General features: G+C 45.0%; 20 protein-coding genes. 10 read left to right on the top strand and 10 right to left on the bottom strand.

Annotated features, from left to right (window positions below):
- Positions 1–53: 53 nt before the first annotated feature.
- The 6 genes from HF322_RS04210 to cysM all read right to left on the bottom strand — a co-directional run bounded on the left by HF322_RS04210 (position 54) and on the right by cysM (position 7811).
- Positions 54–485 (bottom strand): hypothetical protein, encoded by a 432-nt coding sequence (locus HF322_RS04210; protein ID WP_169392153.1) that lies wholly within the window; start codon positions 483–485, stop codon positions 54–56.
- Between the two features lie 159 nt (positions 486–644).
- Positions 645–1544 (bottom strand): bifunctional DNA-formamidopyrimidine glycosylase/DNA-(apurinic or apyrimidinic site) lyase, encoded by a 900-nt coding sequence (gene mutM, locus HF322_RS04205; RefSeq protein ID WP_169392152.1) that lies wholly within the window; start codon positions 1542–1544, stop codon positions 645–647.
- Positions 1545–1600: 56 nt separating this feature from the next.
- Positions 1601–4141, bottom strand: coding sequence for a bifunctional (p)ppGpp synthetase/guanosine-3',5'-bis(diphosphate) 3'-pyrophosphohydrolase (locus HF322_RS04200; RefSeq protein WP_169392151.1), 2541 nt, complete (start codon positions 4139–4141; stop codon positions 1601–1603).
- A 243-nt stretch (positions 4142–4384) separates the two neighbouring features.
- On the bottom strand, positions 4385–5899 hold the full coding sequence (gene rlmD, locus HF322_RS04195; protein ID WP_169392150.1) for a 23S rRNA (uracil(1939)-C(5))-methyltransferase RlmD: 1515 nt from the start codon (positions 5897–5899) through the stop codon (positions 4385–4387).
- 80 nt (positions 5900–5979) lie between these two features.
- Positions 5980–6816 (bottom strand): 3'-5' exonuclease, encoded by an 837-nt coding sequence (locus HF322_RS04190; protein WP_169392149.1) that lies wholly within the window; start codon positions 6814–6816, stop codon positions 5980–5982.
- Positions 6817–6848: 32 nt separating this feature from the next.
- On the bottom strand, positions 6849–7811 hold the full coding sequence (gene cysM / locus HF322_RS04185; protein WP_169392148.1) for a cysteine synthase CysM: 963 nt from the start codon (positions 7809–7811) through the stop codon (positions 6849–6851).
- 269 nt (positions 7812–8080) lie between these two features.
- Between cysM and HF322_RS04175 the strand changes: the two genes are divergently transcribed.
- The 9 genes from HF322_RS04175 to tsf all read left to right on the top strand — a co-directional run bounded on the left by HF322_RS04175 (position 8081) and on the right by tsf (position 20125).
- Positions 8081–11605, top strand: a complete 3525-nt coding sequence (locus tag HF322_RS04175; protein ID WP_223193160.1) for an ATP-binding protein — start codon at positions 8081–8083, stop codon at positions 11603–11605.
- Between the two features lie 111 nt (positions 11606–11716).
- Complete coding sequence (locus tag HF322_RS04170; protein ID WP_169392147.1) at positions 11717–12529, top strand: crotonase/enoyl-CoA hydratase family protein; 813 nt, start codon at positions 11717–11719, stop codon at positions 12527–12529.
- Positions 12530–12785: 256 nt separating this feature from the next.
- Positions 12786–13961 (top strand): multidrug effflux MFS transporter, encoded by a 1176-nt coding sequence (locus HF322_RS04165; protein WP_223193172.1) that lies wholly within the window; start codon positions 12786–12788, stop codon positions 13959–13961.
- A gap of 570 nt (positions 13962–14531) precedes the next feature.
- Positions 14532–16646 carry an ATP-binding protein gene (locus tag HF322_RS04160; protein ID WP_169392145.1) on the top strand — a complete coding sequence of 705 codons (2115 nt, stop codon included), beginning with the start codon at positions 14532–14534 and terminating at the stop codon, positions 16644–16646.
- Between the two features lie 20 nt (positions 16647–16666).
- Entirely contained in the window at positions 16667–17029 is a 363-nt protein-coding gene (locus tag HF322_RS04155; protein ID WP_169392144.1) for a response regulator, read from the top strand.
- 29 nt (positions 17030–17058) lie between these two features.
- Entirely contained in the window at positions 17059–17508 is a 450-nt protein-coding gene (locus tag HF322_RS04150; protein WP_169392143.1) for a chemotaxis protein CheX, read from the top strand.
- 47 nt (positions 17509–17555) lie between these two features.
- Positions 17556–18005: a chemotaxis protein CheX gene (locus HF322_RS04145; protein ID WP_169392142.1), complete on the top strand. Its 450-nt coding sequence runs from the start codon at positions 17556–17558 to the stop codon at positions 18003–18005.
- 318 nt (positions 18006–18323) lie between these two features.
- The gene (rpsB, locus tag HF322_RS04140) at positions 18324–19115 is read left to right on the top strand and encodes a 30S ribosomal protein S2 (RefSeq protein ID WP_169392141.1); all 792 of its coding nucleotides are present in this window, start codon (positions 18324–18326) and stop codon (positions 19113–19115) included.
- A 131-nt stretch (positions 19116–19246) separates the two neighbouring features.
- The gene (gene tsf / locus HF322_RS04135) at positions 19247–20125 is read left to right on the top strand and encodes a translation elongation factor Ts (protein ID WP_188211218.1); all 879 of its coding nucleotides are present in this window, start codon (positions 19247–19249) and stop codon (positions 20123–20125) included.
- A 126-nt stretch (positions 20126–20251) separates the two neighbouring features.
- Here the strand turns inward: tsf and HF322_RS04130 are convergent, their stop codons facing one another.
- The 3 genes from HF322_RS04130 to hflX form a co-directional block, all read right to left on the bottom strand.
- Positions 20252–21049, bottom strand: a complete 798-nt coding sequence (locus HF322_RS04130; RefSeq protein WP_169392140.1) for a lytic transglycosylase domain-containing protein — start codon at positions 21047–21049, stop codon at positions 20252–20254.
- A gap of 503 nt (positions 21050–21552) precedes the next feature.
- Positions 21553–21813, bottom strand: a complete 261-nt coding sequence (locus HF322_RS11775) for an LrgB family protein (RefSeq protein WP_169392301.1) — start codon at positions 21811–21813, stop codon at positions 21553–21555.
- A complete protein-coding gene (hflX, locus tag HF322_RS04120) occupies positions 21813–23216 on the bottom strand; it encodes a ribosome rescue GTPase HflX (protein ID WP_169392139.1) in 1404 nt (467 codons plus the stop codon). Before hflX ends, HF322_RS11775 begins: the two co-directional genes overlap by 1 nt.
- Positions 23217–23497: 281 nt before the next feature.
- Here hflX and HF322_RS04115 point away from each other — a divergent pair, with 281 nt between their 5' ends.
- A complete protein-coding gene (locus HF322_RS04115) occupies positions 23498–24310 on the top strand; it encodes a 1-acyl-sn-glycerol-3-phosphate acyltransferase (protein ID WP_169392138.1) in 813 nt (270 codons plus the stop codon).
- Between the two features lie 118 nt (positions 24311–24428).
- On the opposite strand, the gene HF322_RS04110 is transcribed toward HF322_RS04115, so the two are convergent.
- Entirely contained in the window at positions 24429–25469 is a 1041-nt protein-coding gene (locus HF322_RS04110) for an NADP(H)-dependent aldo-keto reductase (RefSeq protein WP_169392137.1), read from the bottom strand.
- Between the last annotated feature and the right edge of the window lie 43 nt (positions 25470–25512).

Raw genomic sequence — 25512 nt, 5'->3', positions numbered from 1 at the left:
TTTATTTTAGCTTGATTACAATTTTTTATTATGACAAAGATAGCAGGGAGAATTTAAGGACGGACGACCACATAGTCATTGGTGTTAATTAAAATCTCTGAGGGCTGATCGACCACAATTCGAACCGTATTGTCATTGGTTGCTTGTGATTTATAATAGTTATCTTCAGCAACGGTACAACCAAGGCAGCGTCCCATTGCATTCCAAGGTTCAACGACCAGTTTTTGCTGAGCTTGATCAGCATTTCCTCCGATGAGCGAAAACGGCAAACTTACTACGTAAGCTGCGGTTCCAGCAATCGCGGCAATCAGTTGTAATGGTTTTCCGGCAACCGTATCGACCATCATCGTATCATAAGAAGGTCCAAAATCTGACTCATCAATCTCGATAGCCGCAGTTGCAGGCTGCATGACAACGGTCATGATACTAATACTGATTGCGGCGCTCAAGAGTTTTGTTTTCATGCTACGCTTGATTTGAGTCATAACCATATCCTAATCGTAAAATAAATAAGGCAAGCCTTATCCTAAATAGTTGTCATCGTCGTTGCCAAATTCAAGCAACGGCTAAAAAATGGCTGGCAAATAAAGCTATTAAAGCAAGTTGGGACTTGATAAGCAACCTAAAAGATAAAGCAATGTTGATTAATTTTTTGCCAAAATGGAACTAGGTTGGCAATTAGGACAAAAAACACTTGCTCGACCTGTGATTTTGACATTTTCTAAAGGCGTTTGGCAATTGGGGCAGAGCTGACCTTGTTTGCCATAAACATTAAGCGTTTGCTGAAAATAGCCGGTTTGACCGTTTGCTACGGTAAAATCACGCAGCGTTGAGCCGCCAAGATCGATCGCCCGAGATAAAATCGCTTTAATATGAGCCGTTAAGGTGGCAATTTGATCAAAGCTGAGCTGATTGGCAGGCGTTGAGGGATGAATATTGGCTAAAAATAAGCTTTCGGTTGCATAAATATTGCCCACACCAACGACCACTTGCTGCTCCATGATGACCGCCTTAATAGGCTTGGTCATAGGTCGCGGTTTTTTAGTGTTGCTAATGGCTAAATTGGATGGGCAGGTTTTTTGAATTAATTGATAAAGATAATCGGCATTAAACGCCTTTGATAAAGGCTCAACGCCAAGATGGGTTAACAGTTTGTTATGATACTCATGGTGCCAAAGCATCGCCCCAAAGCGCCGCGGGTCGTGATAGTGTAAGGCGTTTTGATTGCCAAGGTTGTCACTAAAGGTAAGAATAACGTGGTCATGTTTGCGTTTTTCAGTTTCCATCGGAAGCTGCTGCAAACTTCCTGACATGCCAAGATGGACAATCAGTTTTAATGGTTCAGCATCTTTTTTGATAAAGGTCAAAAGCAAATATTTGGCGCGCCGATCAACGGATTTTAGCTGATAGCCGTTCAGATTTGCCAAATTATCAGGAATCGCCCAGCGCAATTTGGGCTGAAATACTTGAACGCGGGTTAGGGTTTGACCAAGTAACGGCTCAAGGCTGGTCTTGGTGGTTTCAACTTCGGGCAATTCAGGCATAAAATAAAAAGGTAACCTTTATTTAATATCAAAAATTAAGTTTAAGCAAGATAACGCTAAGCAACGGCTCGGCGAGCGTGTAAAATCCCCGGCTGCTGCTCAAGCTTGGCAAGCAGTTTGGATAAGTGCGCAAGTCCTGAAACTTCAACATGAAATTTAAGAAGCGCGATGTTGTCATCGGTGCTGAGCGTGTCAATTTTGCGGATATTAACATTTTCTTTATCAATGACTTGGGTCAAATCCCGAAGCAATCCGCGCCGATCGTAAGCTTCAACATGAATGTCTACGGGTTGAAATCGACCTGATTTAGCGCGCCAAGAGGCATTGATCTGCCGCTCGGGTTCACGCTCAATCATCCTTGCATATTCAGGGCAGCCGCGATTGTGGATACTAACGCCGCGCGATTGGGTAATAAATCCGGCGATCGGCTCGCCATGAACCGGATGGCAGCAGCCAGCAAGGCTAATTTCAATATTATCTAAACCGTCGATATTGATTTTATAATTGCCAAGCTTGTCGCTGATTTTGGTATCAATACTTGGGGTAAATTCTTCTTCTTCTTTTTCAGGCTCAAGGTGCAGCTGTCGGGAGATGTGATTGGTCAATTGGTGAATGCCAATGTCGCCTGTGACCAATCCGACTACGATATCATCTGCCGTATTGGCGTTAAAAAACTGCAAGTAGTCGTTCAAATCAATGCTATTGGGATGAACCGATAAGCGCTCAAGCTCTTTTGCCAGCATTTGCCGCCCAATTTCGATATTTTTATCGCGGTCTTGCTTGTTGAACCATTGCCGAAGCTTGGAGCGGGCGCGGTTGGTATGGATATAACCAAGGGAGGCAACCAGCCAATCGCGGTTGGGTTCACGGGCAGCTTTGGTAATGATTTCAACTTGCTCGCCGGTTTTAAGCTGATAGGTGAGCGGCACATAGCGCTGGTTAACGCGAGCAGCTTGAGCTCGGTTGCCAACTTGCGTATGAACATAATAAGCAAAATCAAGAACGGTGGCGCCTTTTGGAAGCTCGGTAATATCACCATCACGGCTGAACACATAAATGCGCTCAAGCTCATCAAAATCAACGGTTTGCTCATCATCTTCAAAAATTTCAAAATCGCCATTTTCACCTTCAACCACGACCGTTTTGCCATGCGATTTGGTTTCGTTATTGATGAGTAATAACTGGCGCAATGAGCTGATGCGCTGATTGAGATAGTTGTCTTTTTTGTTTTTAAGCCCTTCTTTGTAATTGACATGGGCGCACATGCCAAGCTCTGCCTCAAAGTGCATGCTATGCGTGCGAATTTGAACTTCAAGGGATTTATTTTCAGCAATGACGGCGGTATGAAGCGATCGATAACCATTAGATTTGGGATTGGTAATATAATCGTCAAACTGCTCAGGGATATAGCGCCAAAGCCCGTGAACCAATCCCAACACATGATAGCAGTCGGCAGTATCTTCTACCAAAACCCGAAGCGCTCGAATGTCGTAAAGCTGATCAAAAGATAAGCCTTTAAGCTTCATCTTGCGGTAAATGGAGTAAATATGCTTAACGCGACCTGAAACCTCGCCTTTGATGCCCGCATCACGTAGCGCGTCATTAAGCTGCTGCTCAACGCGGCGAATATAAGTTTCACGCTCGCTACGTTTTTCTGAAAGCAGCTTGGCAATCTCTTTGTAGCGGTCGGGCGCAAGATAACGAAAGGCTAAATCTTCAAGTTCCCATTTAAGCTGAGCAATGCCAAGTCGGTGCGCAAGCGGGGCGTAAATGGTCATCACTTCACGGGCAACGCGGCGCTGACGCTCAGTGGTCGAAAAAGACAACTCGCGCATCGCAAAGGTGCGCTCAGCAAGCTTAATGAGCACCACGCGAACATCGTTGGTAACCGAGATGAGCATGCTATAAATGTTGGACAGCTGATCGCGCTGATTGTTAACAAAATGATCTTCTAAGCGCTTGCTGCTCTCAATAATATCCGCAAGCTTTCCCATTGCCAGCGTATCAGTGACTAGGGTGCTGACATCCTCGCCAAATTGTTTTTTAACTTCGTCAAGTAAAATCAGCTCTTTACGAACACTGCGATAAAGCATAGCAGCGACCAGTGCATTTTCATCTTGATAAAGATAAGTCAAAATGTCGGTCATACCAATGCCAGTCACATAAGCACCTGAATGCTCAGACTCATCGGTTGTCATTCGACTGCGGATAAACTCGCAAGCTTGAGTCAGCTTTGGGACGCTGGCTTGACCGATTCGCCGAGCAACATTGTCAAGCCAAACGGGAATATCAATATTGGCTTGCTCAAGGCTTAAGCCTTCGCTATCAATCAATTGCGCTTCATGAAATAAAGCACTGTCTAAATAATCGTTATCAAAATACAGCTCATCAGGATAGTTGTAATTTGGCGTCCGATCAAACGTGGTGTGCAGCTTATGAGTAGCAAGCTGCTGCTTGATATCTAGCGGCAGCTGAGCATAGCTGTTTGCGGAGCCTTGCGAGCGCTGATTGGCAACCAGTTGGGCGGCCACAGCGGCGCTATCGACCTGTGTGGTCTGCCCATCTATCAAGGGCAAGCCTTCACGAATCTTCACCATAGCCGGCTCCTTATCACAAAAAAATGTAATGGGTGACAATTAAGTTGCCAACCACTGCCTATAAAGCTCTCAAAAAGCCTTTTTACAACGGATTTTGGCTAAGTTTTATGATTAAAAATACCGTTGCTATTATGCGGTATTATCTCACCTCACCACCACAATTCAAGCGAGTAACTGTAATAATGCTATGATTAAAAGTAACATAAGTCCTAAATCACATAAACTTAAGTTTGTAAAAATGGCTTAAACGTCGGCAATTTTTTCAAAGCGTGCGATCGACTCAACGTGACCGGTGTGGCAAAACATATCCATGACCCCAGCATGAGTTAACCGATAGCCATTATCCAATAAGGCTTTGGTATCGCGGGCAAGCGTTGCCGGATTGCACGACACATAAACGATGCGCTTGGCATTAAAGTTTGGCAGATATTGCATGATTTCCCAAGCGCCTGATCGCGGCGGGTCAATGAGAAGCGCATCAAAACCTTGGTTTGCCCACGGCTCATTTGAGCAATCTTGGGTCAAATCTTGAGCATAAAACTCAGTATTGGCAAGGTTGTTTCGGCGCGCATTTGTTGAGGCGCGAGCCGTCATGGCGTCACTGCCTTCAACACCAATCACCCGTCCTGACTCGCCAACAAGCCTTGCCATTGGCAGACTAAAGTTGCCAAGACCGCTGAACAAATCCAAGACGCGCTCACCTGATTTTAAATCCAACAAATCGCAAGCAAGCTTGGTCATTTTGCGGTTAACGGACAAGTTAACTTGAGTAAAATCGGTTGGGATAAATTCATACGTCAAATCAAATTCTGGCAATTGATAATAAAGGCGACCAAATTGCTCAGTTAAATTATCATCGTCGTGCAAAGCAATGCGCTCAATGCTGTCCATGCCTTTAGGCTGCAAATAAAGCTGCCAATTACGCTCGCGAAAAAACGCTTTTAACTTTTCCAAATCGCCATCTGTTAACGGTGATAAATTGCGAACGATTAAAGCAACGGGCTGATTGCCATCTAAAAGCTCAGGCAACAGCTCGCCCATAGCAAGCTCTAACTGAGCAATTTGGTCGCGACCGTCAAGGCTTGCAATCAGTGCTTTTAAATTTTCAATCTCAAAGCCAATTCGCGCATCCAAAATATGACACTCATTTAACTCGGCTAAAAAGTTGCTTGAGCGCTCACGAAAGCCAACGAGCGCTGTGCCTTTTTTGGCAACATAGCGAACGCCAAGCCGAGCTTTGGTTCGATACGCCAAGCGATCAGCAATGATAGGCTCAAGCCAGTGATCCGGCTCAATATCTGCTTGATGACGTAACAGCTCGGCTAATACCGATTGTTTAAAGTTGATCTGGGAATCGGGTTGCCAGTGCTGCAAGCTGCAACCGCCACAAACGCCAAAATGCGGGCAGGGCGGAACGGCGCGATGCGCGTTGGGATTAGCAAGGACGTCTACCGCGTCGCCTTCTTCAAAGCTTGCTCGGCTGTTGGTGATTTTGACATTGACCGTCTCACCGGGTAGCGCAAAGCTGACAAAGACTTTTTTGCCGTGTTTGTCTGTGATATGAGCGTCTTTTTCATCAAAGCCATTGCCATAAATTGCCACGCCGCGACCGTCATGCGATAAGCCATCAATCACAAAGGGCACAGGTTCGGCGTCTTTTAAACGGCGGCGCGTTTTTGAGGAGGGCTTAGATTTTTTTTTGCTTGGTGGGGTGGTGATGGCGCTGACATTGCTGTTGGGATGGTCGGTGGGAGTCATAATCCTGCCTTAATAAAAAAATAAAACGATAATACGCGCAGCTTAATATCAATAAAGGTAAAGCTGCGATCAATTCACAATTAACGTGCAAGATTTTGGGCGCTTGATTCCCAATCTTCTAAAAACTCATGATGGCGGCTGACATCACTGTCATCTTTTTGAAAGCTTTGCAGATAAGTTTTTGACTGCGATTGCCAAAGTTTAAATTGATCAAACGTCACTTTGCCGGTTAATCGCAGCCAGCGCAAATAAATGAGCCAAGTGTTTAGCACGTCACTTTCGCAATAAATGGTAAGCGTTTGCCAATCATCGTTTGTAACCAACGTGCCGACCATACTGCCATCGACATCAGTTTTTCCCGGTAACCCATAAAGGCTTGCCACGATATCCATCGATTGGCGCGGGCTTGCGCCAAACTGGCTAAATCTGTCCATCAAGTCCAAATGGCGGCTATGGTAGCGATTGACATAGTTATCAAAGCGCATTTTTTGGATGCGGTCGCCTTCTTCAAAAAGCAGCGGAACGCTTAACTCATAAAGCATAGCGCGGTATAGCAATACTGGAATATCAAACCCTGAACCGTTCCAACTGACCAATTGCGGTAAGCTGTCAAAATCATTAAAAGCGCGAAAAAACGTTTGCAAAATCTCTTGCTCGGACAACTGCTCAGCACTTAAAGATCGCAAACTCATCGCGCCATTTTTGATGTATAAAAACGAGATGCAAACGATGCGCTGAAGCGGTAAGCGCATAAAGCTGCGACCTGATTCTTGAGTTCGCAGGGCGGTAAGGGCGCTTAACGCGTCATCATCGTTTAAGTCGGCAAGCTCAGGATAAATGCGCCGCGCCGCAGCAACGTCTGGGGCAGTTTCGATATCAAAGACCAATACTGGGTCAAAGGGCAGGGCGTTGTTCATAAACCATCCTAAATGGAAATCAGCTTGCTAAATTATGGCGTGGCGTTATCAGCGGCTTTTGCGTCGTCATTGACGCTATAAAGTCCGGTTGATAAATATCGGTCGCCGCGATCGCAAACGATAAATACGATAACGGCATCGGGATTGTCGCGAGCGATTTTTAGCGCCGCCCAAGCCGCCGCTCCTGAAGATACCCCTGCAAAAATGCCTTCGGTTTTGGCAAGTTTGCGCATGTAAACTTCAGCGTCCGTTTGGTCAATATCGAGGATTTCATCAACCAATTCTGGCTCAAAAATCCCTGGCAGGTATTCTTTTGGCCAGTTGCGGATTCCGGCAATCGACGCATTTTCGTCCGGCTGCAACCCAATGATTTTAATATCCGGATTTTTTTCTTTTAAAAATTGCGCGACGCCGGTGATCGTTCCGGTCGTCCCCATTGAGCTGATAAAATGGGTGATTTTGCCTTCTGTTTGCTCCCAAATTTCAGGAGCGGTGGTCAAATAATGCGCTTGCTTATTGTCCGGATTGTTAAATTGGTCAAGAACGACGCCTTTGCCGTCCGCTTGCATTTGCAGTGCCAAATCGCGCGCCGCTTCCATGCCTTCATCAACTTCAATGAGCGTTGCGCCGTAAGCTGCCATCGCGTCTTTACGCTCTTGGGTTGAGTTGGTCGGCATCAATAGCGTCAACGGATAACCGCGCATGGCAGCGACCATCGCAAGGGCAATTCCGGTGTTGCCGCTCGTCGCTTCAATCAAAGTATCACCGCGCTTAATGTCGCCGCGCTTTTCGGCTTGATAAATCATATTAAACGCCGGACGGTCTTTAACTGACCCTGCCGGATTATTGCCTTCAAGCTTTGCTAATAATTTTGCGCCGCTGACGCCCTCTAAGGTTGGCAACGTGGTCAATTCCACAAGCGGGGTTTTGCCAACGCAGTCGGCTAAGGTCACCGTTTGGCTGATAAATGAAGCTTTTGAATCTTGCGATGACATAACGCATCCTTGTGATGTTATTGGGTCGCTTATAAAGCAAAGCTTTTGAAACGCGCTGGGATCAGCAAGCGTTATCTTCATGCAGCCCTTTATAAAAAATGCGCTTATTATATCATTTTGTTGTTATCTTCGTGCAGCGCTTTATGGGTTTTTAGCTCAGTAAATAAAAGCTGAGTTTATAAAACGCATGACTAAAAGGCGGCAGATGAAAAATGCTGTTAAAATAGCGTTCAGTCGGCAACAATCAATCCGTGAAGGCAGGCAAGCTTATGACAACTAAAAAGCGCTTTGATACCAGTAGCGCCTATGGTCAGCTGATTATTTTGGTGTTTTTGCCGATTTGTGTGCTTGCTGCCGTCGGTGGTATTTTGGTGTTTCATGAAACTATGCGCGCCTCAGAATCTGAGCAAGAAGCCCTTGCCGAGGCGGTATTGATTCGCTACAAACCCATGGTGACCGAGCTAATTCCTGAATTGTTAGAGCAAGAGCGCGTTCAATTTAATGACAATAAAGAAACTGCCAAAAAAATCGTTGGCGATGTGGCAAGCGTCAGCCAATCAGCGCTTGATGCCAGCATAAAAAAATCTCAATTGCCCGTATCGCAAGTTCATTCTGACCATTATATCGTCGCTCGCGGTGGCAACTTAAATAATGCGGTGCTGTCTGAAGAAGCGCTTGGCGGGGTACAAACGCCAACGCCCTCAAGCGCGGTCATCGTTGACGAAAGCCAAGGCAAATCAGAGCTCGCCCCCAAAGGCGCAATTGCCTCATTGGTGGCGATCCGCGACAAATTAAGCCGGATGCAGTCCGAGCAGCACGTTCAGCGCATTGCCATTGTCAATGAAAACAATCAGGTTTTAGCAACTGTGGGCTACGGGGTGGCAGAGTCTTGGCCTGAAATTAATCCTGAAGCAAATTTTCTATCACAGCTGCCAACGCCCATTGGCACCGCTTATGGCAGTGTTTTGGGGACGTTTGAAGATCAACGGCTTTGGCTTTTGGTCGATATGGACAATGAGCCGCTATATATTGCTCGTTACCGAATCGCCATTGCGCTGGTGATTACCGGACTTTTTACCATTTTAATTTTGCTGCTGAGCTTAAATATTTATGCCAAGCGCTGGATTGCGCCGATTTATGAGCTTCGGCTTCAGCTTCAGCGCACCAACGTGGACAATCTTTATAAGCCCATTCCGGTGGAATCGGACGGCGAGTTGAACTTACTTCAGCAAGATTTGGTGAAAACGCTGCGCAGGCTACATTCAAGCTTTCAAGAATTAAAAAATCACGCCGAGCAAACCGAAGACGATTTGCGATTGGCTTTTGATGAGATGGAAATGCAAAACATTTCGATCCGTAACGCTCGCGATGCCGCCATTTCAACGAGCCAAGCCAAATCGGCGTTTTTAGCCAATATCAGTCATGAACTGCGAACGCCGCTGAACAGTATCGACGGCTTTATCAATTTGCTGGCGCGCCATGGCGAGTTAAACGCCGAGCAAGATTTGTACGTTCAAACCATTCGCAAGTCCTCCGCTCATTTATTGGCATTGGTCAATGATGTGTTGGACTTTTCAAAAATTGAAGCCGGAAAGCTGATTTTAGACCGTCACGACTTTGATTTATATGACACCGTTTATGACGTCGTGGATATGTTGTCCCCTGTTGCGGCTGAAAAAGGGCTGCGGATGGCAGTACTTTTTTACAATGACGTTCCCATGCGAATCATGGGGGATGCGCTGCGACTCAAGCAAATTTTGACCAATATTGTGGGCAACGCGATTAAATTTACTGACACCGGTGATGTGGTGGTTCGGGTCAGCCTTGATGATTATCAAGATAATTTTTTGATGATTAGCGTTCAAGACAGCGGCAAAGGCATTTCAAAAGCTGACCAAAAGCTGTTATTTCAAAGCTTTAGCCAAGGCGATCCTTCAACCACGCGGCAATATGGCGGTACAGGGCTTGGTCTTGTCATCTCAAAGCAGCTCACGCGATTGATGGGCGGCGATATTGGTTTTTATGACAATGCTCAAGAAAATATTGCCAATCAAGGGGCGACGTTTTGGTTTCGGATGCCAACGCACGTCGATGTGTTAGAAGCGCCGACAGGTCAAAGTATTAGCCCGCCGGTACTTGCGCCGCTGGCAAGCGCGGGGGATGAGTTTCATATTTTGGTTTGGATTAATCATGCAGCATCGATTCAGGTATTAAAAGCCAGTTTGCAAAACTTGCCGATTCATTTAACCCAAGCCAACTCCTTGCCTGGCGTTTTGGAATCTTTAAAAGAGCATGGCAATTATTGGGATTGGGTGATTGTCGATAATGACACCCAAGACGATATGATGGCGCTGTTAAAGCAAATCCGGCTACATTATCAAGGCAAACTTGCGGTCTTTGGCTATCAAGTTGCCGCTGACCAAGCGCTACTTAATCGCTATCACGCCAACATTTTATTTGAGCCGCTTGATAAACGCCAACTTTATACCATGCTTGATACGCAAAAATCGCGAGCGCCGACTGCCGCGCCACTGCCGCGCTGGCATGGGGTGACGGTTTTGGCAGTTGATGACCATCTGCCCAATTTATTGGTATTAGATGCGCTATTAAGCGAGCTTGGCATTCAAGTGATTACCGCCAATAGCGGCTTTGATGCCATCGAAATTATGAGCAAACAACAAACCAAACATAGCAAACCCAATAAGGGCATTCAGCAAAGTTTATCGAACAAAACGCAATTGTCAAAAGCTGAAGGTCGCGCTAATCTTCCTGCCACAAGCCTTAATCCCGCTGAAGAAAAAATAAAAATTGACGATAAAGACCACATTGATTTAATTTTTATGGACATTCAAATGCCAAGAATGTCCGGTCGCGCCGCTGCCGAGCAAATCCGCAAAATCGAAAACCCAGAGCACCGAGTACCGATTATCGCGCTGACCGCTCATGGTCTTGCTGATGAGCGTGATAAGCTGATGGCAAGCGGCATTGACGATTATGTTGGCAAGCCCATCAGTCAGCCGCAGCTCGTTCAAGTGCTGCAAAAATGGCTGGGTCGAACGGCAACTCAAGCATCGCCACGGCTCGTAGAGCAGCCACTATTAACGCAAAATCTTGAAAATAATGACAACGGTCAAGCTGAGATCCGCCGATCGCAAAAATCGGTAGCCATGCCCAAAGATAAAAATATCGCAAGACCACTGTCGCTTAAAAAAATCCGCGACGACTACCTTCGTGACAGCCAGCCGCGCGATGATTATCTTCGAGAGCCTGCCCGCGAAACCCAGCCGCGCTATCAGCATCAGCTTTATCATGATGCCATGGCGCCAAGTGCGACCGCTGATATCGCGCTGCAAAAACCTGTGGAAGCCACCACGAATCTTGACAGCTTTGCCATTCTTGACTGGCAAGATGCGTTGACCCGATCAGCAAACAAACCCGATCTGGCAGCAACCTTAATGGTGATGATGCTTGATACCATAAATACCGAAAAAGAGGCGTTAAATAGCGCTTGGGAGGCTCGTGACCGCTCGCAGCTTGCACAAATTGCCCACCGGATTTTGGGGGCAAGTCGCTATACGGGCGTGCCGCAACTGCGCTTTGTCAGCCAAAATCTTGAGGACAAATGCTTGCTTAACTCTCAGCATACAACGCCCGCTCAATTTGCCATGTTAAAGCCGTTTTTTGAGGACTTATTGCAAGCGCTGGATAATTTGCAATCCCATGATCTGTCGCCTTATCCACAGCTCAATTACCATAAGCTGAGCGAAAATGACATGACTTGGAAAATGATTTGATTGTCAATTTACGATTGATAAAAAAGCGACGATCAAAGTCAAAGATTGCCGCTGCAAAGTTTGGCAGTCTTGCTAAGATAACGGTTGACTTTATATGACCAAGGACAACTTATGAATAACGTTGCCAGTTATCAATATCAAACGCTGCAAGTGAGCGTTCAGCATGGTATTTTAATACTGAGCCTAAATCGCCCCGATAAAAAAAACGCCATGAGCTTTGCCATGATGCGTGAGCTGATTTTGGTTGCAAAAAGGGTTGCGGCAGATAAATATATCCGCGCCGTGATTGTTGATGGCAGTGAGCATACCTTTTGCTCAGGGATCGATTTGCAAGACTTAAATGCTCCCAAAAACCAAGCGTTTGCGATTTGGGAGCTGATAAAACCTTGGCAAAGTTTATTTCAAAAGGTGTGCTTAATTTGGCAAGATCTTCCGGTTCCGGTGATTGGCGTGTTAGAAGGTCACTGTTTGGGTGCAGGATTACAATTGGCGCTGGCATTTGATAGCCGAATCAGCCACCCTGATTGCAAGTTTGCCATTATGGAAGCCAAATGGGGCTTGGTTCCCGATATGGGATTGTCGCAATCAGCAGTAGGGATCGTCCGGCTAGATGTGTTAAAAGAGCTTGCCATGAGCGCTCGCGTGATTGATTCAAGCACTGCGCTTAAAGCAGGGCTGATTTCCCATTGTCATAAGGATCCGATGGCAGCAGCGCTGGCTTTATCCGAGGAGATCATCGCCCGATCACCCGATGCCGTTCTTGCCAGTAAGCGCGTGGTCAACCAGCTTTATTCACCAAATCCAATCAGCCTTTATCAAGAAAAGCTTTGGCAATTAAAATTAATGCTGGGTCGCAATCAAAAGCTTGCCGTCAAAAAAGCCAAAGAGGCATCTGTAAAGTTTAAACCGCGCCAGTTTCGCTGATTGATTAGCCAAACTTTATAAAATTCATGGTTACTATTGAAAAATTTACCAAAGATAAGATATAACTTGATTGGTTAATGATTGTCATTAACCACTTCATTATCTTTTTTCAAAGATTACCTGCGTTAAACCTTTGTTTTTTTCCAAAAAAGTGGTCTGATTTATGCCTGCCTTAAACCAATCGTCACCCAACTCACCAACGCCGCCCAATCCCTCTGAGCGCGTTCGCTCAGCGGATTTACCCGTCTTATGGATTATGATGCTTGGGCTCATGGTCGCGGTTGGACCGTTATCCATTGATATGTATCTGCCTGCGCTTCCTGACATGGCAAAAAGCTTTGGCGTCTCAACCGCGTTTATTGCCAACTCTGTTCCTGCGTATTTTGTGGGATTGGTGTTCGGTCAGCTGTTTTATGGTCCGTTTAGCGATCGGGTGGGCAGGGTCAAGCCTTTATATATTGGCATGGTGCTTTATGTGGTGGCATCTTTAATTTGTGCTACGACCAATAATGAGTTTGTGCTGTTTTTTGGGCGAACCTTGCAAGCGCTTGGGGCTTGTGTTGGTGCGGTGGTTACTCGCGCCGCCATTCGCGACCGCTTAACGGCAAAACAAACTGCCAAAGCCTTTTCGATTATGGTGCTGGTGATGGGACTTGCGCCCATCTTAGCGCCGTCACTTGGGGCGCTGTTTTTACGGTTTTTTAGCTGGCATGCGATTTTTTGGTTTTTAGCCGCGTTTGGGGTTCTCAATTTGGTGTTAACCAAGCTATTTTTCTTTGAAACCTTAACCGAAGAGAATCGTAACCAGCGCCCAGTATCGCAAGTTTTGGTTCAATATTGGGAATTGTTAAAAGACAAGCGTTTTAATTTTCCGGCGATTGGCGGCGGCTTATTGATGGGGTCGATGTTCGTTTATATCAGCGCCGCCTCTGAGCTGTTAATGGACAACTACGGCGTGACCGCAACTCAGTTTAGCTGGATTTTTGGCTTTAATGCGGCAGGATTTGTGGCGTTAACTCAGTTGAACCAATGGCTTACTAACCGCTTTCGACTGCTCAGCTTATTGCGTTTTGGCGCGATGATTCAAGTGAGTGCAGCAGCAGGGCTGTTTATTTTAGGGCTATTATTTGGAAGCGATGCTTGGTTACCGCTGGTTTTGGTTTGTATTTTCTTTTGTATTTCAGCGTTAGGGTTGACTCAGCCTAATTCCACTGCTATTGCCTTGGCATTTCAAAAACACCGCGCCGGAATGGCAAGTGCCCTTCAAGGCTCGCTGATGTTTTCGGTCGGCATCTTTGGTGGCTTATTGCTCAACTTGTTCCCCGTCAATCCCGTATTTAAGCTTGGCATCACCATGCTGATCTTGATGAGTATCGGCTGCTTTTTAATTTGGCGCATCGATTCAAATCTTGATTTAGAAGACGCAGAATGATCCTATTTAAAATGTAAAAAAGTTAACATGTAAAAAGGGCTATTGATTTAGCCCTTTTTTTATGGCAAGAAATAAAAAAAAGCAATTATAAACCAGCAGTCCTCTCAAGCAGATATTAAATGATAAAAATTTGCCCATTTTAGCGCTGACAAGTTGATAAAATAAATTTAGAAACATTGCTTTTACAACCTCACTAAAGTATGATTATATGTAAAACTATGTAATATTTATTAAATTTATATTCTATGATTGTTTCAATTGTTGTTATTTTAAAATGGCTTTTTCCTGCTATTAAGTCTTTAATAAAATTATAATAAATTCTAAAACTAACATTTTTAGTGTCCTTATTACAACTTCAATAATACCTTATTGCCATAACTTTAGAGTCGCAACTATTGTTGCTATCTTAATAGCAGTAATGAGTTTTATTTACATTATGAGCCAGACATAAGTCAATATCGTTGTTAACTGAATTATGATATTGCGTTATGTTTTTAAGCTTGGATTGCGCTTGGCGCAGTTATTATTTTCATGGTCAAACTTTTAATTGATTGAACAAGGACGTTCGTTATGGCAGCCCCATCACGCTCTCATTTGCCCATCGCCAAAAGCCGATATACGGCAATTATTGTCTCGGTTGTGGTGTTCTTATTGCTCACCTCAAGCGTTTTGGTGACGAGTATTTATAACTCGCTTAAAATCCGTGATTTACGCGCAGGAACGCTATTAAGCTCAAACTTGCGAAGCGATATCCCAACGCTCACTAAAGAAATTTATTTACTCAACAGCATGCGCGCTCGCAATGAGGACGCCGCAGCCATTCAAGCGATCACCACCAAAGTCAGCAAGATGACCAAGCAAATTGACGCTGACATTGAAGTACTCGAAAAAGGTGGCAATGTTAACATTCGCGATGAAAAAGTGCCTTTTGTGGCGGTATCGCAAGCTGATCAAATGGGCTTTGTTCAAGGGGCAAGCCAAGCTTGGAACAGTTATCACAGCAACGCCAATAATTTTTTAGCGGCAAACTCGGCACTGAGCACGCAAGACCTTGAGCAGCAATTTGGCGCGCCAACCAGCCAAATTTATGATAATGCTTCAAGCTTAGCCAACAGCTTAAACGCTGAAAACGGCAGCCGCGCAACCTTCTTGCGTAACTTACAGATCTTTGGCATTTCATTTGCGATTTTATACTTCATCATTTTCGTCTCGTACTTTGTTCGCCGCTTAAAAAAGTCGGACGAAGAGTTGATGGTGGCGCGCCGCGAAACCCAAGAGATTATGGAAACGGTCAATACGGGACTGTTTTTGCTTGATAAAGACTTAAATATCGGTCAGCAACATTCAAAAGCGTTAAGCAAAATCATGGGGTCAGATAAGCTTGCAGGGCAAAACTTTGCCAGTGTGCTTCGCGGTCGTATCTCAGATAAAGACTTGACCACCACGCGGCAGTTTATTGAGCAGCTTTATAATCCGCGCGTTAAAGAGCGCTTGGTCGACTCTCTCAATCCGCTCAATAAAGTCATGCTTCATGACCCCTCAAATGATCAAGACACCAGCAATCGCTTTTTGGATTTTAAATTTTCGCGCGTTTATGAAGACAAAGACATTGCCCGAATTTTGGTGAACGTAAATGACGTATCCGACGCCGTTTATTTAGAGCAGCGCTTAGAAAAAGAGCGCGCCCAAAACGACATGCAAATTGAGATGCTTACCACAATCTTGAACGTCAATCCGGTAATGATTAATGAGTTCATTAACACGACCAAATCGCGAATTGATAAGATGAACAACATCTTAAAAAATCCCGGAAGCTCGCAATATGAGCTTGAAACTAAGCTCAACGCTATTTATCGCGAGATGCACAGCTTAAAAGGCGAGGCGTCCGCGCTAAAACTGCACAGCTTTACTAAAATTGCTTCAGAAGCTGAAGACAAATTGGCAGCGCTACAAAACCAAGGCAAGCTTGCAGGAAATGACTTTTTAGCCTTAGCCGTTCATTTAGATGAGCTGCTAACACTGTCAAATACAATCAGTAAATTAGGCGCTCGGATCAATCAAGGAGCAGCGGTTACTGAGACTAGCGACAAATCAGATTTTGAAATCAACCACACGCCTAAAACGACGATTTCAAACTCGCAGCTGGCTTACTACCAAGACTTTGCCGGACAAATTGCCGCGCGTCAAAACAAGCAAGTTGAGCTGCAATCAAAAACGCTCAATCAAGTGGTCATTCCTGAGCGCTTAAATCAAGTGGTCAATGAGATCACCGTTCAACTGTTACGAAACGCCATCGTTCACGGCATTGAGACGCCAGATGAGCGCGCCGCCGCAGGAAAGCCTGAAGCCGGTCAAATTGATGTTGAAGTCAAAAAAGAGGACAGTCAAATTGTGGTAACCCTGCAAGATGATGGTCGCGGGATCAATTACGACAATATTCGCAGCCGCTTGGTTCAAATGGGCAAATTTACCAAAGATGCCGTTCAGCAAATGGATCGCAATGAGCTATTAAGTCAGCTGTTTTCCTCAGGATTTAGCACCAAAGAGCACTCAGATGAGGACGGCGGCCGCGGGGTTGGTCTTGATATCATCAAAGCTCATGTTCAAGAGCTTGGCGGCAAGCTTAATATCAACAGCGAGCTTGGCAAAATGACCCGATTTATCATCACTTTACCCCATTCTTAATTTTAGGATAACAAACCATCATGCATAAACTAATGATTGTTGATGACTCCAATATCATTCGCAACCGCATTCAGCGCGCTTATGATTCAGGACAATTTATGCTGGTTGCCACCGCTACCAGCGGCGTCAGCGCCCTTGAAAAATTTAACACCCATCGCCCAAATGTGATTACGATGGATTTGACCATGCCTGAAATGGATGGTCTTGAATGTATCGAAAAAATTATTGCCATTGACCCTGAGGTGAGAATTTTGGTGGTTTCGGCATTGTCAGATAAAGCCACAGGTATTGAAGCATTATCACTTGGCGCAAGCGGCTTTTTATGTAAGCCATTTTCAGAAGAAGAGTTGGTTGAAGCGCTTTATGAGCTGGTTCAAGATTAATTCGCCAAAATAATCACAGTAGGGACATTATGAAAGAACAAAAATTACAAGTCTTTGTTGACATCATTAGCAATTATTTCGGTCTTTTTGGCGAAGATGAATTGGTGGTCGATACCCCATATTTGTTAGAAAATAAACAGCCGCAAGTCCATGATTATACCGGCGTGATTGGCATCTCAGGCGCTCAAAAAGGCGTGGTTTATTTTACAGCCACCACGCCGCTGCTGTCGCGAATTTTAGACAGCATGGGTGAAAGCGACCAAGGCGAAGACAATTTAATTGATTTGACCGGCGAGGTTGCAAACACCATCTCAGGAAATGCGCGCAAAGAGTTCGGGTCGATGTTTCATATCTCAGTGCCCATCGTATTTAAAGGCGCGCCGCAAAGCATCATTTTGCCTAAAAATGAGCGCTCCTTTATCATTCCGGTCACATGGCAACATCAATTGGGCGAAATCGTGGTTTGTTTACAAGACTAATTTTTGTGATGAAAACAACAATCGCTAAGATTTAAAAGAGATTACGTATGGTAAAAGTAGAAAAGTTAGAGGTGTTTTTAAGCTCAATCAGCGACTTTTTTGCTCAAATTGATGACTCGCCGGTGGCGATCGACACGCCTTATTTGCACAGCAATAAAAACTCAGTTGGCTTTGATTACAGCGGCATCATCAAAATTTCGGGACCGCTTGAGGGTTACGTTTATGTCAGCGCCCCGACCATGATGCTGCGCGAGGTGCTAAGTGTGATGCGAGAGCCGGACAATTCATTGACCATGATGAAAGACTTGCTTGGGGAGATGGCAAACACCATCTCAGGAAACGCGCGAACTGAATTTGGTCCTCATTTTATCATTGCGCCGCCAAAGATTGTCGATGGCGCCCCAAGCAATACGTTTTTACCAAAAGAGCGCCAAAGCTATATCACGCCCATTAATTGGCGCGGTTATCAAGCAGTCGTTGGCATTTGTATTGCGTAATCGCGTGGCGTTAGCTTAAAAGTCAATTACAAGTGAGCGCTAATACCACGATTACGACTTGTTATTGCAATGAAAAGCACCATATTAACAATATCGCTGGAGCTTACCGCTGCGTTTATGATAAAATATCGAGCAATTATTTTTGAATGAAAATAATGCATTAATTTTCAACCAATGACACACACATCACGGCAAAAAGCTGCTGGGTGTTTGATCACTTGATTAATTTGTCTGCTCAACTTAGTTAAGACAAATGCGTGTGATCAAATCGGCAGGTTTTGTGATGTGGAGGCATAACCCAACCATCAGGACACCTTTATGGCAAATCAAAACCCAACTCAAGTTTCAATGCGCGATCTATTGCAAGCTGGCGCTCACTTCGGTCACCAAACTCGCTTTTGGAACCCAAAAATGGGACCTTACATTTTTGGCGCTCGCAACAAAATTCACATCATCAACCTTGAGCACACCGTAAAAGCGTTTAACGAAGCGCTTAACTACGTGAACAACTTGGCATCAAAAAAGAATAAAGTGCTTTTTGTAGGTACTAAACGTGCGGCAAGCGGTATCATCCGTGAGCAAGCTGCTCGCGCTGGCATGCCTTATGTTGATCATCGCTGGCTTGGCGGGATGTTGACCAACTGGAAAACCCTTCGCCAGTCAATCAACCGTCTAAAAGAGCTTGAAAAACAAGCAGAAGATGGCACTTTTGCTAAGCTTACCAAGCGTGAAGCGCTAGAGCGTACCCGCGATATGGAAAAACTTGAGCGCTCACTGGGTGGTATCAAAGACATGGGCGGTCTTCCTGATGCAATCTTTGTGGTTGACGTAGATCACGAAGCAATCGCTATCAAAGAAGCTAAAAACTTGGGCATTCCTGTGATTGGTATCGTTGATACCAACTCAAACCCAGACAATGTTGATTACGTCATTCCAGCAAACGACGACGCAATCCGTGCTGTAAGCTTGTACGTGACTGCTGTAGCTGACGCCATCATTGCAGGAAAAGAGTACGCGCAAACTCAATCAGGAGCGGCTCCTGAGCAAGCTCAAAACGATGACGCATCGCAAGCCGTTGATGCTCCAGCTGAAGAACAAGCTGAGTCTTAATTGTCATTTCGATAAACGCGTTTAAGTTTAAGGCGTTTTAGCAAGCTTAGGCATGATGTAGGATCTCTCGTCATGCCTTCTTGTTTTCCTTTTTAATTTAAGCAACTCATTTTGATATTGAGGTAATTTTTATGGCACAAGTAACTGCCAAAATGGTAAAAGAGCTTCGTGACCGCACCGGTCTTGGCATGATGGAATGCAAAAAAGCCCTTGAAGAGTCAAACGGTGATATCGAGCTTGCCATCGACAACTTGCGTAAATCAGGTCAAGCAAAAGCTGCCAAAAAAGCGGGCAACATCGCGGCTGACGGCGCGATCATCATCGCCCAACAAGGTGGTAAAGCGGTATTGGTTGAAGTCAACTGCCAAACTGACTTTGTTGCAAAAGACGACAACTTCACCACGTTTGCTGAAAAAGTTGCCAACCTTGCCCTAGAAAACGGCACAACTGATGTGGCTAAAATCGCTGAACTTCCTTACGGCGATGGTCAAAGCGTTGAAGAAGCCCGCGTGGCTTTGGTTCAAAAAATCGGTGAAAACATCCAAGTTCGCCGCGTTGAAACCATTGAAGGCGACAACCTAGCTGCTTACCGTCACGGTTTGCGCATTGGTGTAGTGGTTTCTTACGAAGGTGGCAGTGCTGAAACTGGCAAAAACCTTGCCATGCACATTGCCGCATTTAACCCTGTTGCGGTTGATGACAACGACGTTGCTGCGGACGTATTGGCGCGCGAAAAAGACATCATCGAAGCCAAAGCTCGTGAGTCTGGCAAGCCTGACAATATCGTAGAAAAAATGATCGAAGGCGGTCTGCGTAAATATCTTGATGAAGTAACTTTACTTCGTCAGCCTTACGTTATGGACAACGACAAAAAAGTTGGCGACGTATTAAAAGCAGAAGGTGTTAAAGTTCTTGGCTTTAAACGTCTTGAAGTTGGCGAAGGCATCGAGAAAAAACAAGAAGACTTTGCAGCTGAAGTTGCAGCAGCTCAAGCTTCTGCCAATCAGTAATGAATGGCAATTTATTGCTTATTAGCAATAAGTAATTAGCAATAAATAATTCGCAAAAAAAGCCCATCTTATTAAGAGGGGCTTTTTTATTTCTATTCAATAAAAGCAAGTGATATAAATCAAGATTTAACGAAGGGCGTTATAAGCGGCATTGGCATAACTGGCGCTATTGCTGCTGGTGGCATAGCTGACGGGCGTTGCTGAATAGCTTCCAGAGTTTGATGAGCGCGAATTGTTAGCAAACAGCCCTGCATCGTTTTTATAAATGGTGTTATAGCGGCTCATGACGCGCTGAACATAATTGCGCGTCTCTTTGAAGGGGGGAATGCCGCCGTATTTCATCACATTGCCTTCGCCAGCGTTATAGCCTGCAACTGCAAATTCGACTTTGTTATTAAATTTGCGCAAAAGCCAAGCTAAATATTTCGCTGAGCCTTCAATATTTTCAGCAGGGTTCCAAGGATTGCTTACTGAAAAGCGGCGCGCGGTGGCGGGCATTAACTGCATTAATCCTTGAGCGCCTACAGGAGATCGGGCGTTGGGATTAAAAGCAGATTCAGTGTGCATCATCGCTTTTAATAGCGCCGGATCAACGCCGTGACGCCCAGCGGACGCAACAATATACGAGTCATAAGTGCTACGACTTCCAGAACTGGTCGATGGCGTGTAAGTGGGGTTGTAATTGCTGGTGAAAGTCGCTTTTTGAGCAATAGAATCTTTATAATAGGTCGTTTTTACTTTTCTATTAAAATCAGAAAAACTACCTTGGGGATTATCACTGTTAGTGATCAATGTTTGTCCACTTCTATTTTTATAGAAGTTTATGTTAGCGGCTTGAGAGCTGGTGGCAGCGGTCGCTAAAATCATACCGCTCATCAAAGCTGAGGGCAAATAGCGGCGGAAAAGTGGAGCAACAGTTATCATAAAAATATCACTTTTTATCAAATTATCGCCCTTTGCCCTAGAAAAAAAGACAGGGCTAAATTAAGGCGTAAATCAAGAGTCATCGTTATTAAGAATAAACGACATTAATCACGAAACATCATGGTAAAAGATACAAAAGATAATAGTTGCTTACTATATCATAAAAAAATATTTTTCCCTATCTTAATCCTAATATTGTAGGGTAGTTTTGTTAAAAAAATTAACCAAATCAAAATATTACTTTGCTGAAAATTAGTAACACTTAGATGGCTAAAAGTGAATATAACAAAAAAGAAAATAAATTAGTACTTAAAAAAAGGCGCAAAAGATTGCTATCAGCTGATAGCAAGGCTGCCCAAATGAAAATCAGAGAAAGGATAGATTGAAAAAATCATGTGCTAGATGCGAAAGGCACTGACAAAGATGGAAGCGCAAACGGTGGCTAATAAGCCATTAACGGTAAAATCAAAGGCAGAGTAGCGATCGGCGATTGGGCTTATTTGTTAAGCTTTAAGCGTTCTAAATGCGTGAGCGACAAGCATTAACGCTAATCCTTTATCGCAATTGTCAGAGATATTTATAAACAAAATTCGAGCAAAGATCGCGACCGTCAATCCTGAAATGATAATAACGAGGTTGGCAAGGGCTAAAGGTGCTTGAACTAAACTTGCCGCACTCAGACCGATTGGGATGGTTACTGAGCGCGTGGCAAAAGCTAAAATGGTATCGTGACTGAGGTCAAATAGGTATGCCCCCTTTAGAATTAATCTTCTAAATCTTCAAGGCTATCTATAGCGTTATCAAAAGTTTCATTTGACGTTTCAGCGGCGATCAGCGCTTGCTCAAACGGCTCAAGCACCGGCATGAGTAACGTTGCCTGAGCTTCGGGCAACACGTCACGCGGTGACAATCCAGCTTGACCCAAAAGCTGCTTGAGCTTATCGCTTGGCAGGCGAATTTGCAGACATTCATGACCCGAATCATCATAGCTTTCATTTTGAATCACCCCAAGCTCATAAAGGGCATTTTTAAGCTGACCGGCATGATAGGGCAAAGTTAGATCAAAGGTCGTCAGCGCTCCTGTAAGCAGTTGCTGAACGGCAAGGGACAATTCTTCAATGCCTAAGTTTTTCTGCGCTGAGACATAAACGCGGTTTGGAACGCCTTCGGATGCGTAACCAATGTGGGCAGGCTCACCGCTCAAATCAATCTTGTTAAAGACATTTAACACCGGAACGTTATTATTAATCTCAGCAAGCACTGCTTTTACTGCCTCGATTTGCTCGTGCATGTCCTCGCTTGCCGAATTAATCACATGAAGCAACAAATCTGCCTCAAGCGTTTCCTCAAGGGTGGCATGAAATGACTCAACCAACTCATGCGGCAAATGGCGAACAAAGCCGACCGTATCGACAAGCACCACGCGACCCACGCCTTGCCAGTCCAAGCGACGCAGCGTTGGGTCAAGGGTTGCAAATAATTGGTCGGCGGCATAAATATTTTCATCAACCAAGCGGTTAAATAAGGTTGATTTGCCAGCGTTGGTGTATCCCACCAAAGAGATGGTCGGAACGTCCGATTTTTGGCGCTGGGCGCGACCTTGAGCGCGGGTTTGCTTAACTTTAGCAAGGCGGGCTTTAAGCTGGCTGACGCGGACTTGCAAAAGTCGGCGATCCGTTTCAAGCTGAGTCTCCCCTGGTCCTCGAAGCCCGATACCGCCTTTTTGGCGCTCCAAATGCGTCCAGCCGCGAACCAATCGCGTTGATAAATGGTTTAACTGAGCAAGCTCAACTTGAAGTTTACCTTCATACGTTCGCGCACGCTGAGCAAAAATATCTAAAATCAGCCCCGTTCTGTCAAGAACGCGGCATTGAACTAAGCGCTCAAGGTTGCGCTCTTGCGAGGGTGATAAGCTGTGGTTAAAAATCACAATATCGGCGTCATACTCGCGAACCAATTCCGCGATTTCTTCTGCCTTCCCTGCGCCGACAAAATATTTGGCATCAGGCTTGAGCCGAGAGCCGCCAACGAGCGCCAAACGCTCAGCGCCTGCTGAATCAACGAGCAGCTCAAACTCATTTAAGTCATCAGGGTCCTGCAATTGGCGAATGTCCAAATGTACCAAAATGGCGCGCTCGCCACCTTCATATCGTTCAAAATATTCCAAAGAGTCTCACCTATAGTTAAATTGTTATCAGTTATAATTTGAGGGATTACCACATTTTAGCAAGTTGTGCGATCAGGCAAAATTAGCGGCAACCCCCAATGACTATAATATAAGGGCAAATCAGCAAGATTAAAGCATTTTGCTAAAATTGCTCCCAGATTATCTTTATGCAATTGCTGTTTTGAGCGATCAACAAACCCTTACGCCCATTTAAAATTTTGCTATACTAAATCGCCATAACCATAAATGAAGGGATAAAAAATGACCATTAAGGATCAATCATGAGCCTGCTTAAGTCCAAGTTTTCTATCCGGCGACAATTAGGTCGCGGCAAGCAAATCGCTGGGATGACCTCCACCATTGCCGGCGGCATCCGAGCGGCTAAAAAAATTGGTGCTTTTCAAGAACCGCCGCGTGAGCAATTGCCGCGCTATATTCAGACCTTTTGCCAAAAAATGGCAAGCTCTTTTGGCGTCAAAGTCGTCCAAGTTGAGCGTGTCCCGCAGTACCACGGGCTTTGGGTGTCAAACCATATCTCGTGGATGGACATTCCGGTGGTGGGAACGGTCAGCCCCGCGTTTTTCTTATCCAAAGCTGAAATTGGTGAGTGGCCAATCTTTGGTAAGCTGGCTAAAGCTGGCGGAACATTATTTATTGAGCGCGGTTCAGGTGATGCCGGTTCCGTTGCCAATCAGATTGCCAATTTTTTAAAAGATGGGTTTTCGATCATCTTTTTTCCGGAGGCAACGACCACCAGCGGTAAAAAAATCAAGCGCATTCATGGCACGCTTTTGCAATCGGCGATTGATGCTGGCGTTCCCATCCGACCTTTGGTTATTGCTTACGTCAATAAGGATGGCACGCTAAGCAGTGAGCTGCCGTATTTTGGTAAGCTTACCATGAAAGAGAGCATCAAGCGTGTTTTGGACAGCCGTGATGTTTGCGCTTACGTGTTGCCGCTTGAGCCGATCACCCCTGATGGCAAAACCAAAAGCGAGCTGACCAATTTATTGCAGCAACGCTTGCAAGACGGTCTTGCCGATTTACATTCGCGAGTGCTAAGCGATGCTGGACTTGAGCTGCTAGAAAAATAGGCTTTTAAAACTTATGCTTTAAAAAACCTTGAATCAGCGTTTGCTATTAAACGCTGATTTTAAAAACCTGCTGCTTGATTACTTACGGCTTGATAACAGGATTCCAAATCTGTTGCCATTAAGGCGATGGGTTTGGAATTTTTTGATGAACGCTTTCAATCGCCGCCAAAACTTCATCACTTAAGTTAAGATTAATGCTGTCAATGTTGCTTTTTAACTGATCAAGCGTGGTGGCGCCAATGATGTTGCTGGTGACAAAGGGTTCTGAGTTCACAAACGCTAGCGCCATTTGCGCCATGTCCAAATCAAAGTCTTGAGCTATTTTGGCATAGGCTTGGGTCGCACGTTTAGCTTCCTCATTAATATAACGATCGTAGCGGTCATAAAGTGACAATCGCGCGCCTTTCGGTCGTTTGCCGTCCAAGTATTTGCCGGACAATACGCCAAAACCAAGCGGCGAGTAGGCAAGCAGCCCGATATTTTCGCGGTGCGAGATTTCAGCAAGACCGATTTCATAAAGACGATTTAATAAGCTATACGGATTTTGAATGGTGATGGGCGCGATTAAATTATTTTTTTCAGCCTCCCAAAGGTAGCGCATCACGCCCCAAGCCGTATCGTTCGATAAGCCATAAGCGCGGATGCGACCTTGCTTGATTTCATCATTAAGCGCCGAAATCGTCTCTAAAAATGGCGTTAATTCGCTTAAATCTTGAGCGCTCATTTGATCATCATAACCACGATTGCCAAAAAAATTGGCTTGCCGCTCCGGCCAATGCAGCTGATAAATATCAATATAATCGGTTTGCAGCCGTTTTAAATTGTCATCGATGGCCGATTTAATATGGTCTTTATTGAACCGCGTTTGACCGCCGCGTAAAAACGACATTGGTGATATTTTACTGGCAATCACCACCTCATCACGGCGACCGGTTTTGGCAAGCCAACTTCCCATAAAGCACTCAGTTGTGCCCTGCTTGTCTTTGTCCGGCGGGGAGGGGTACATCTCCGCCGTATCCCAAAAGTTGACCCCCAAATCAAGCGCCAAATCCATCTGAGCGTGGGCGTCATTTTCCGTATTTTGCTGACCCCAAGTCATCGTTCCCAAGCAAATTTTAGAAACGTTGGTATCAAGCTGCGGCAAGCGTTCATAGCGCATGAGATGTCCTTTTTATTACTCATAATGTTGCATCATTAATTTT

Source organism: Psychrobacter sp. MF31 (assembly GCF_012847335.1).
Taxonomy (GTDB): Bacteria; Pseudomonadota; Gammaproteobacteria; order Pseudomonadales; family Moraxellaceae; genus Psychrobacter.
The sequence above is the reverse complement of the archived record's forward strand: the minus strand, read 5'-3'. Positions and strand labels throughout refer to the sequence as shown.

Coding starts and splice junctions, on each gene's coding strand:
- HF322_RS04210 (WP_169392153.1), bottom strand. CDS start 485: ATGACTCAAATCAAGCGTAGCATGAAAACAAAACTCTTGAGCGCCGCA.
- mutM (WP_169392152.1), bottom strand. CDS start 1,544: ATGCCTGAATTGCCCGAAGTTGAAACCACCAAGACCAGCCTTGAGCCG.
- HF322_RS04200 (WP_169392151.1), bottom strand. CDS start 4,141: ATGGTGAAGATTCGTGAAGGCTTGCCCTTGATAGATGGGCAGACCACA.
- rlmD (WP_169392150.1), bottom strand. CDS start 5,899: ATGACTCCCACCGACCATCCCAACAGCAATGTCAGCGCCATCACCACC.
- HF322_RS04190 (WP_169392149.1), bottom strand. CDS start 6,816: ATGAACAACGCCCTGCCCTTTGACCCAGTATTGGTCTTTGATATCGAA.
- cysM (WP_169392148.1), bottom strand. CDS start 7,811: ATGTCATCGCAAGATTCAAAAGCTTCATTTATCAGCCAAACGGTGACC.
- HF322_RS04175 (WP_223193160.1), top strand. CDS start 8,081: ATGACAACTAAAAAGCGCTTTGATACCAGTAGCGCCTATGGTCAGCTG.
- HF322_RS04170 (WP_169392147.1), top strand. CDS start 11,717: ATGAATAACGTTGCCAGTTATCAATATCAAACGCTGCAAGTGAGCGTT.
- HF322_RS04165 (WP_223193172.1), top strand. CDS start 12,786: ATGATGCTTGGGCTCATGGTCGCGGTTGGACCGTTATCCATTGATATG.
- HF322_RS04160 (WP_169392145.1), top strand. CDS start 14,532: ATGGCAGCCCCATCACGCTCTCATTTGCCCATCGCCAAAAGCCGATAT.
- HF322_RS04155 (WP_169392144.1), top strand. CDS start 16,667: ATGCATAAACTAATGATTGTTGATGACTCCAATATCATTCGCAACCGC.
- HF322_RS04150 (WP_169392143.1), top strand. CDS start 17,059: ATGAAAGAACAAAAATTACAAGTCTTTGTTGACATCATTAGCAATTAT.
- HF322_RS04145 (WP_169392142.1), top strand. CDS start 17,556: ATGGTAAAAGTAGAAAAGTTAGAGGTGTTTTTAAGCTCAATCAGCGAC.
- rpsB (WP_169392141.1), top strand. CDS start 18,324: ATGGCAAATCAAAACCCAACTCAAGTTTCAATGCGCGATCTATTGCAA.
- tsf (WP_188211218.1), top strand. CDS start 19,247: ATGGCACAAGTAACTGCCAAAATGGTAAAAGAGCTTCGTGACCGCACC.
- HF322_RS04130 (WP_169392140.1), bottom strand. CDS start 21,049: ATGATAACTGTTGCTCCACTTTTCCGCCGCTATTTGCCCTCAGCTTTG.
- HF322_RS04115 (WP_169392138.1), top strand. CDS start 23,498: ATGAGCCTGCTTAAGTCCAAGTTTTCTATCCGGCGACAATTAGGTCGC.
- HF322_RS04110 (WP_169392137.1), bottom strand. CDS start 25,469: ATGCGCTATGAACGCTTGCCGCAGCTTGATACCAACGTTTCTAAAATT.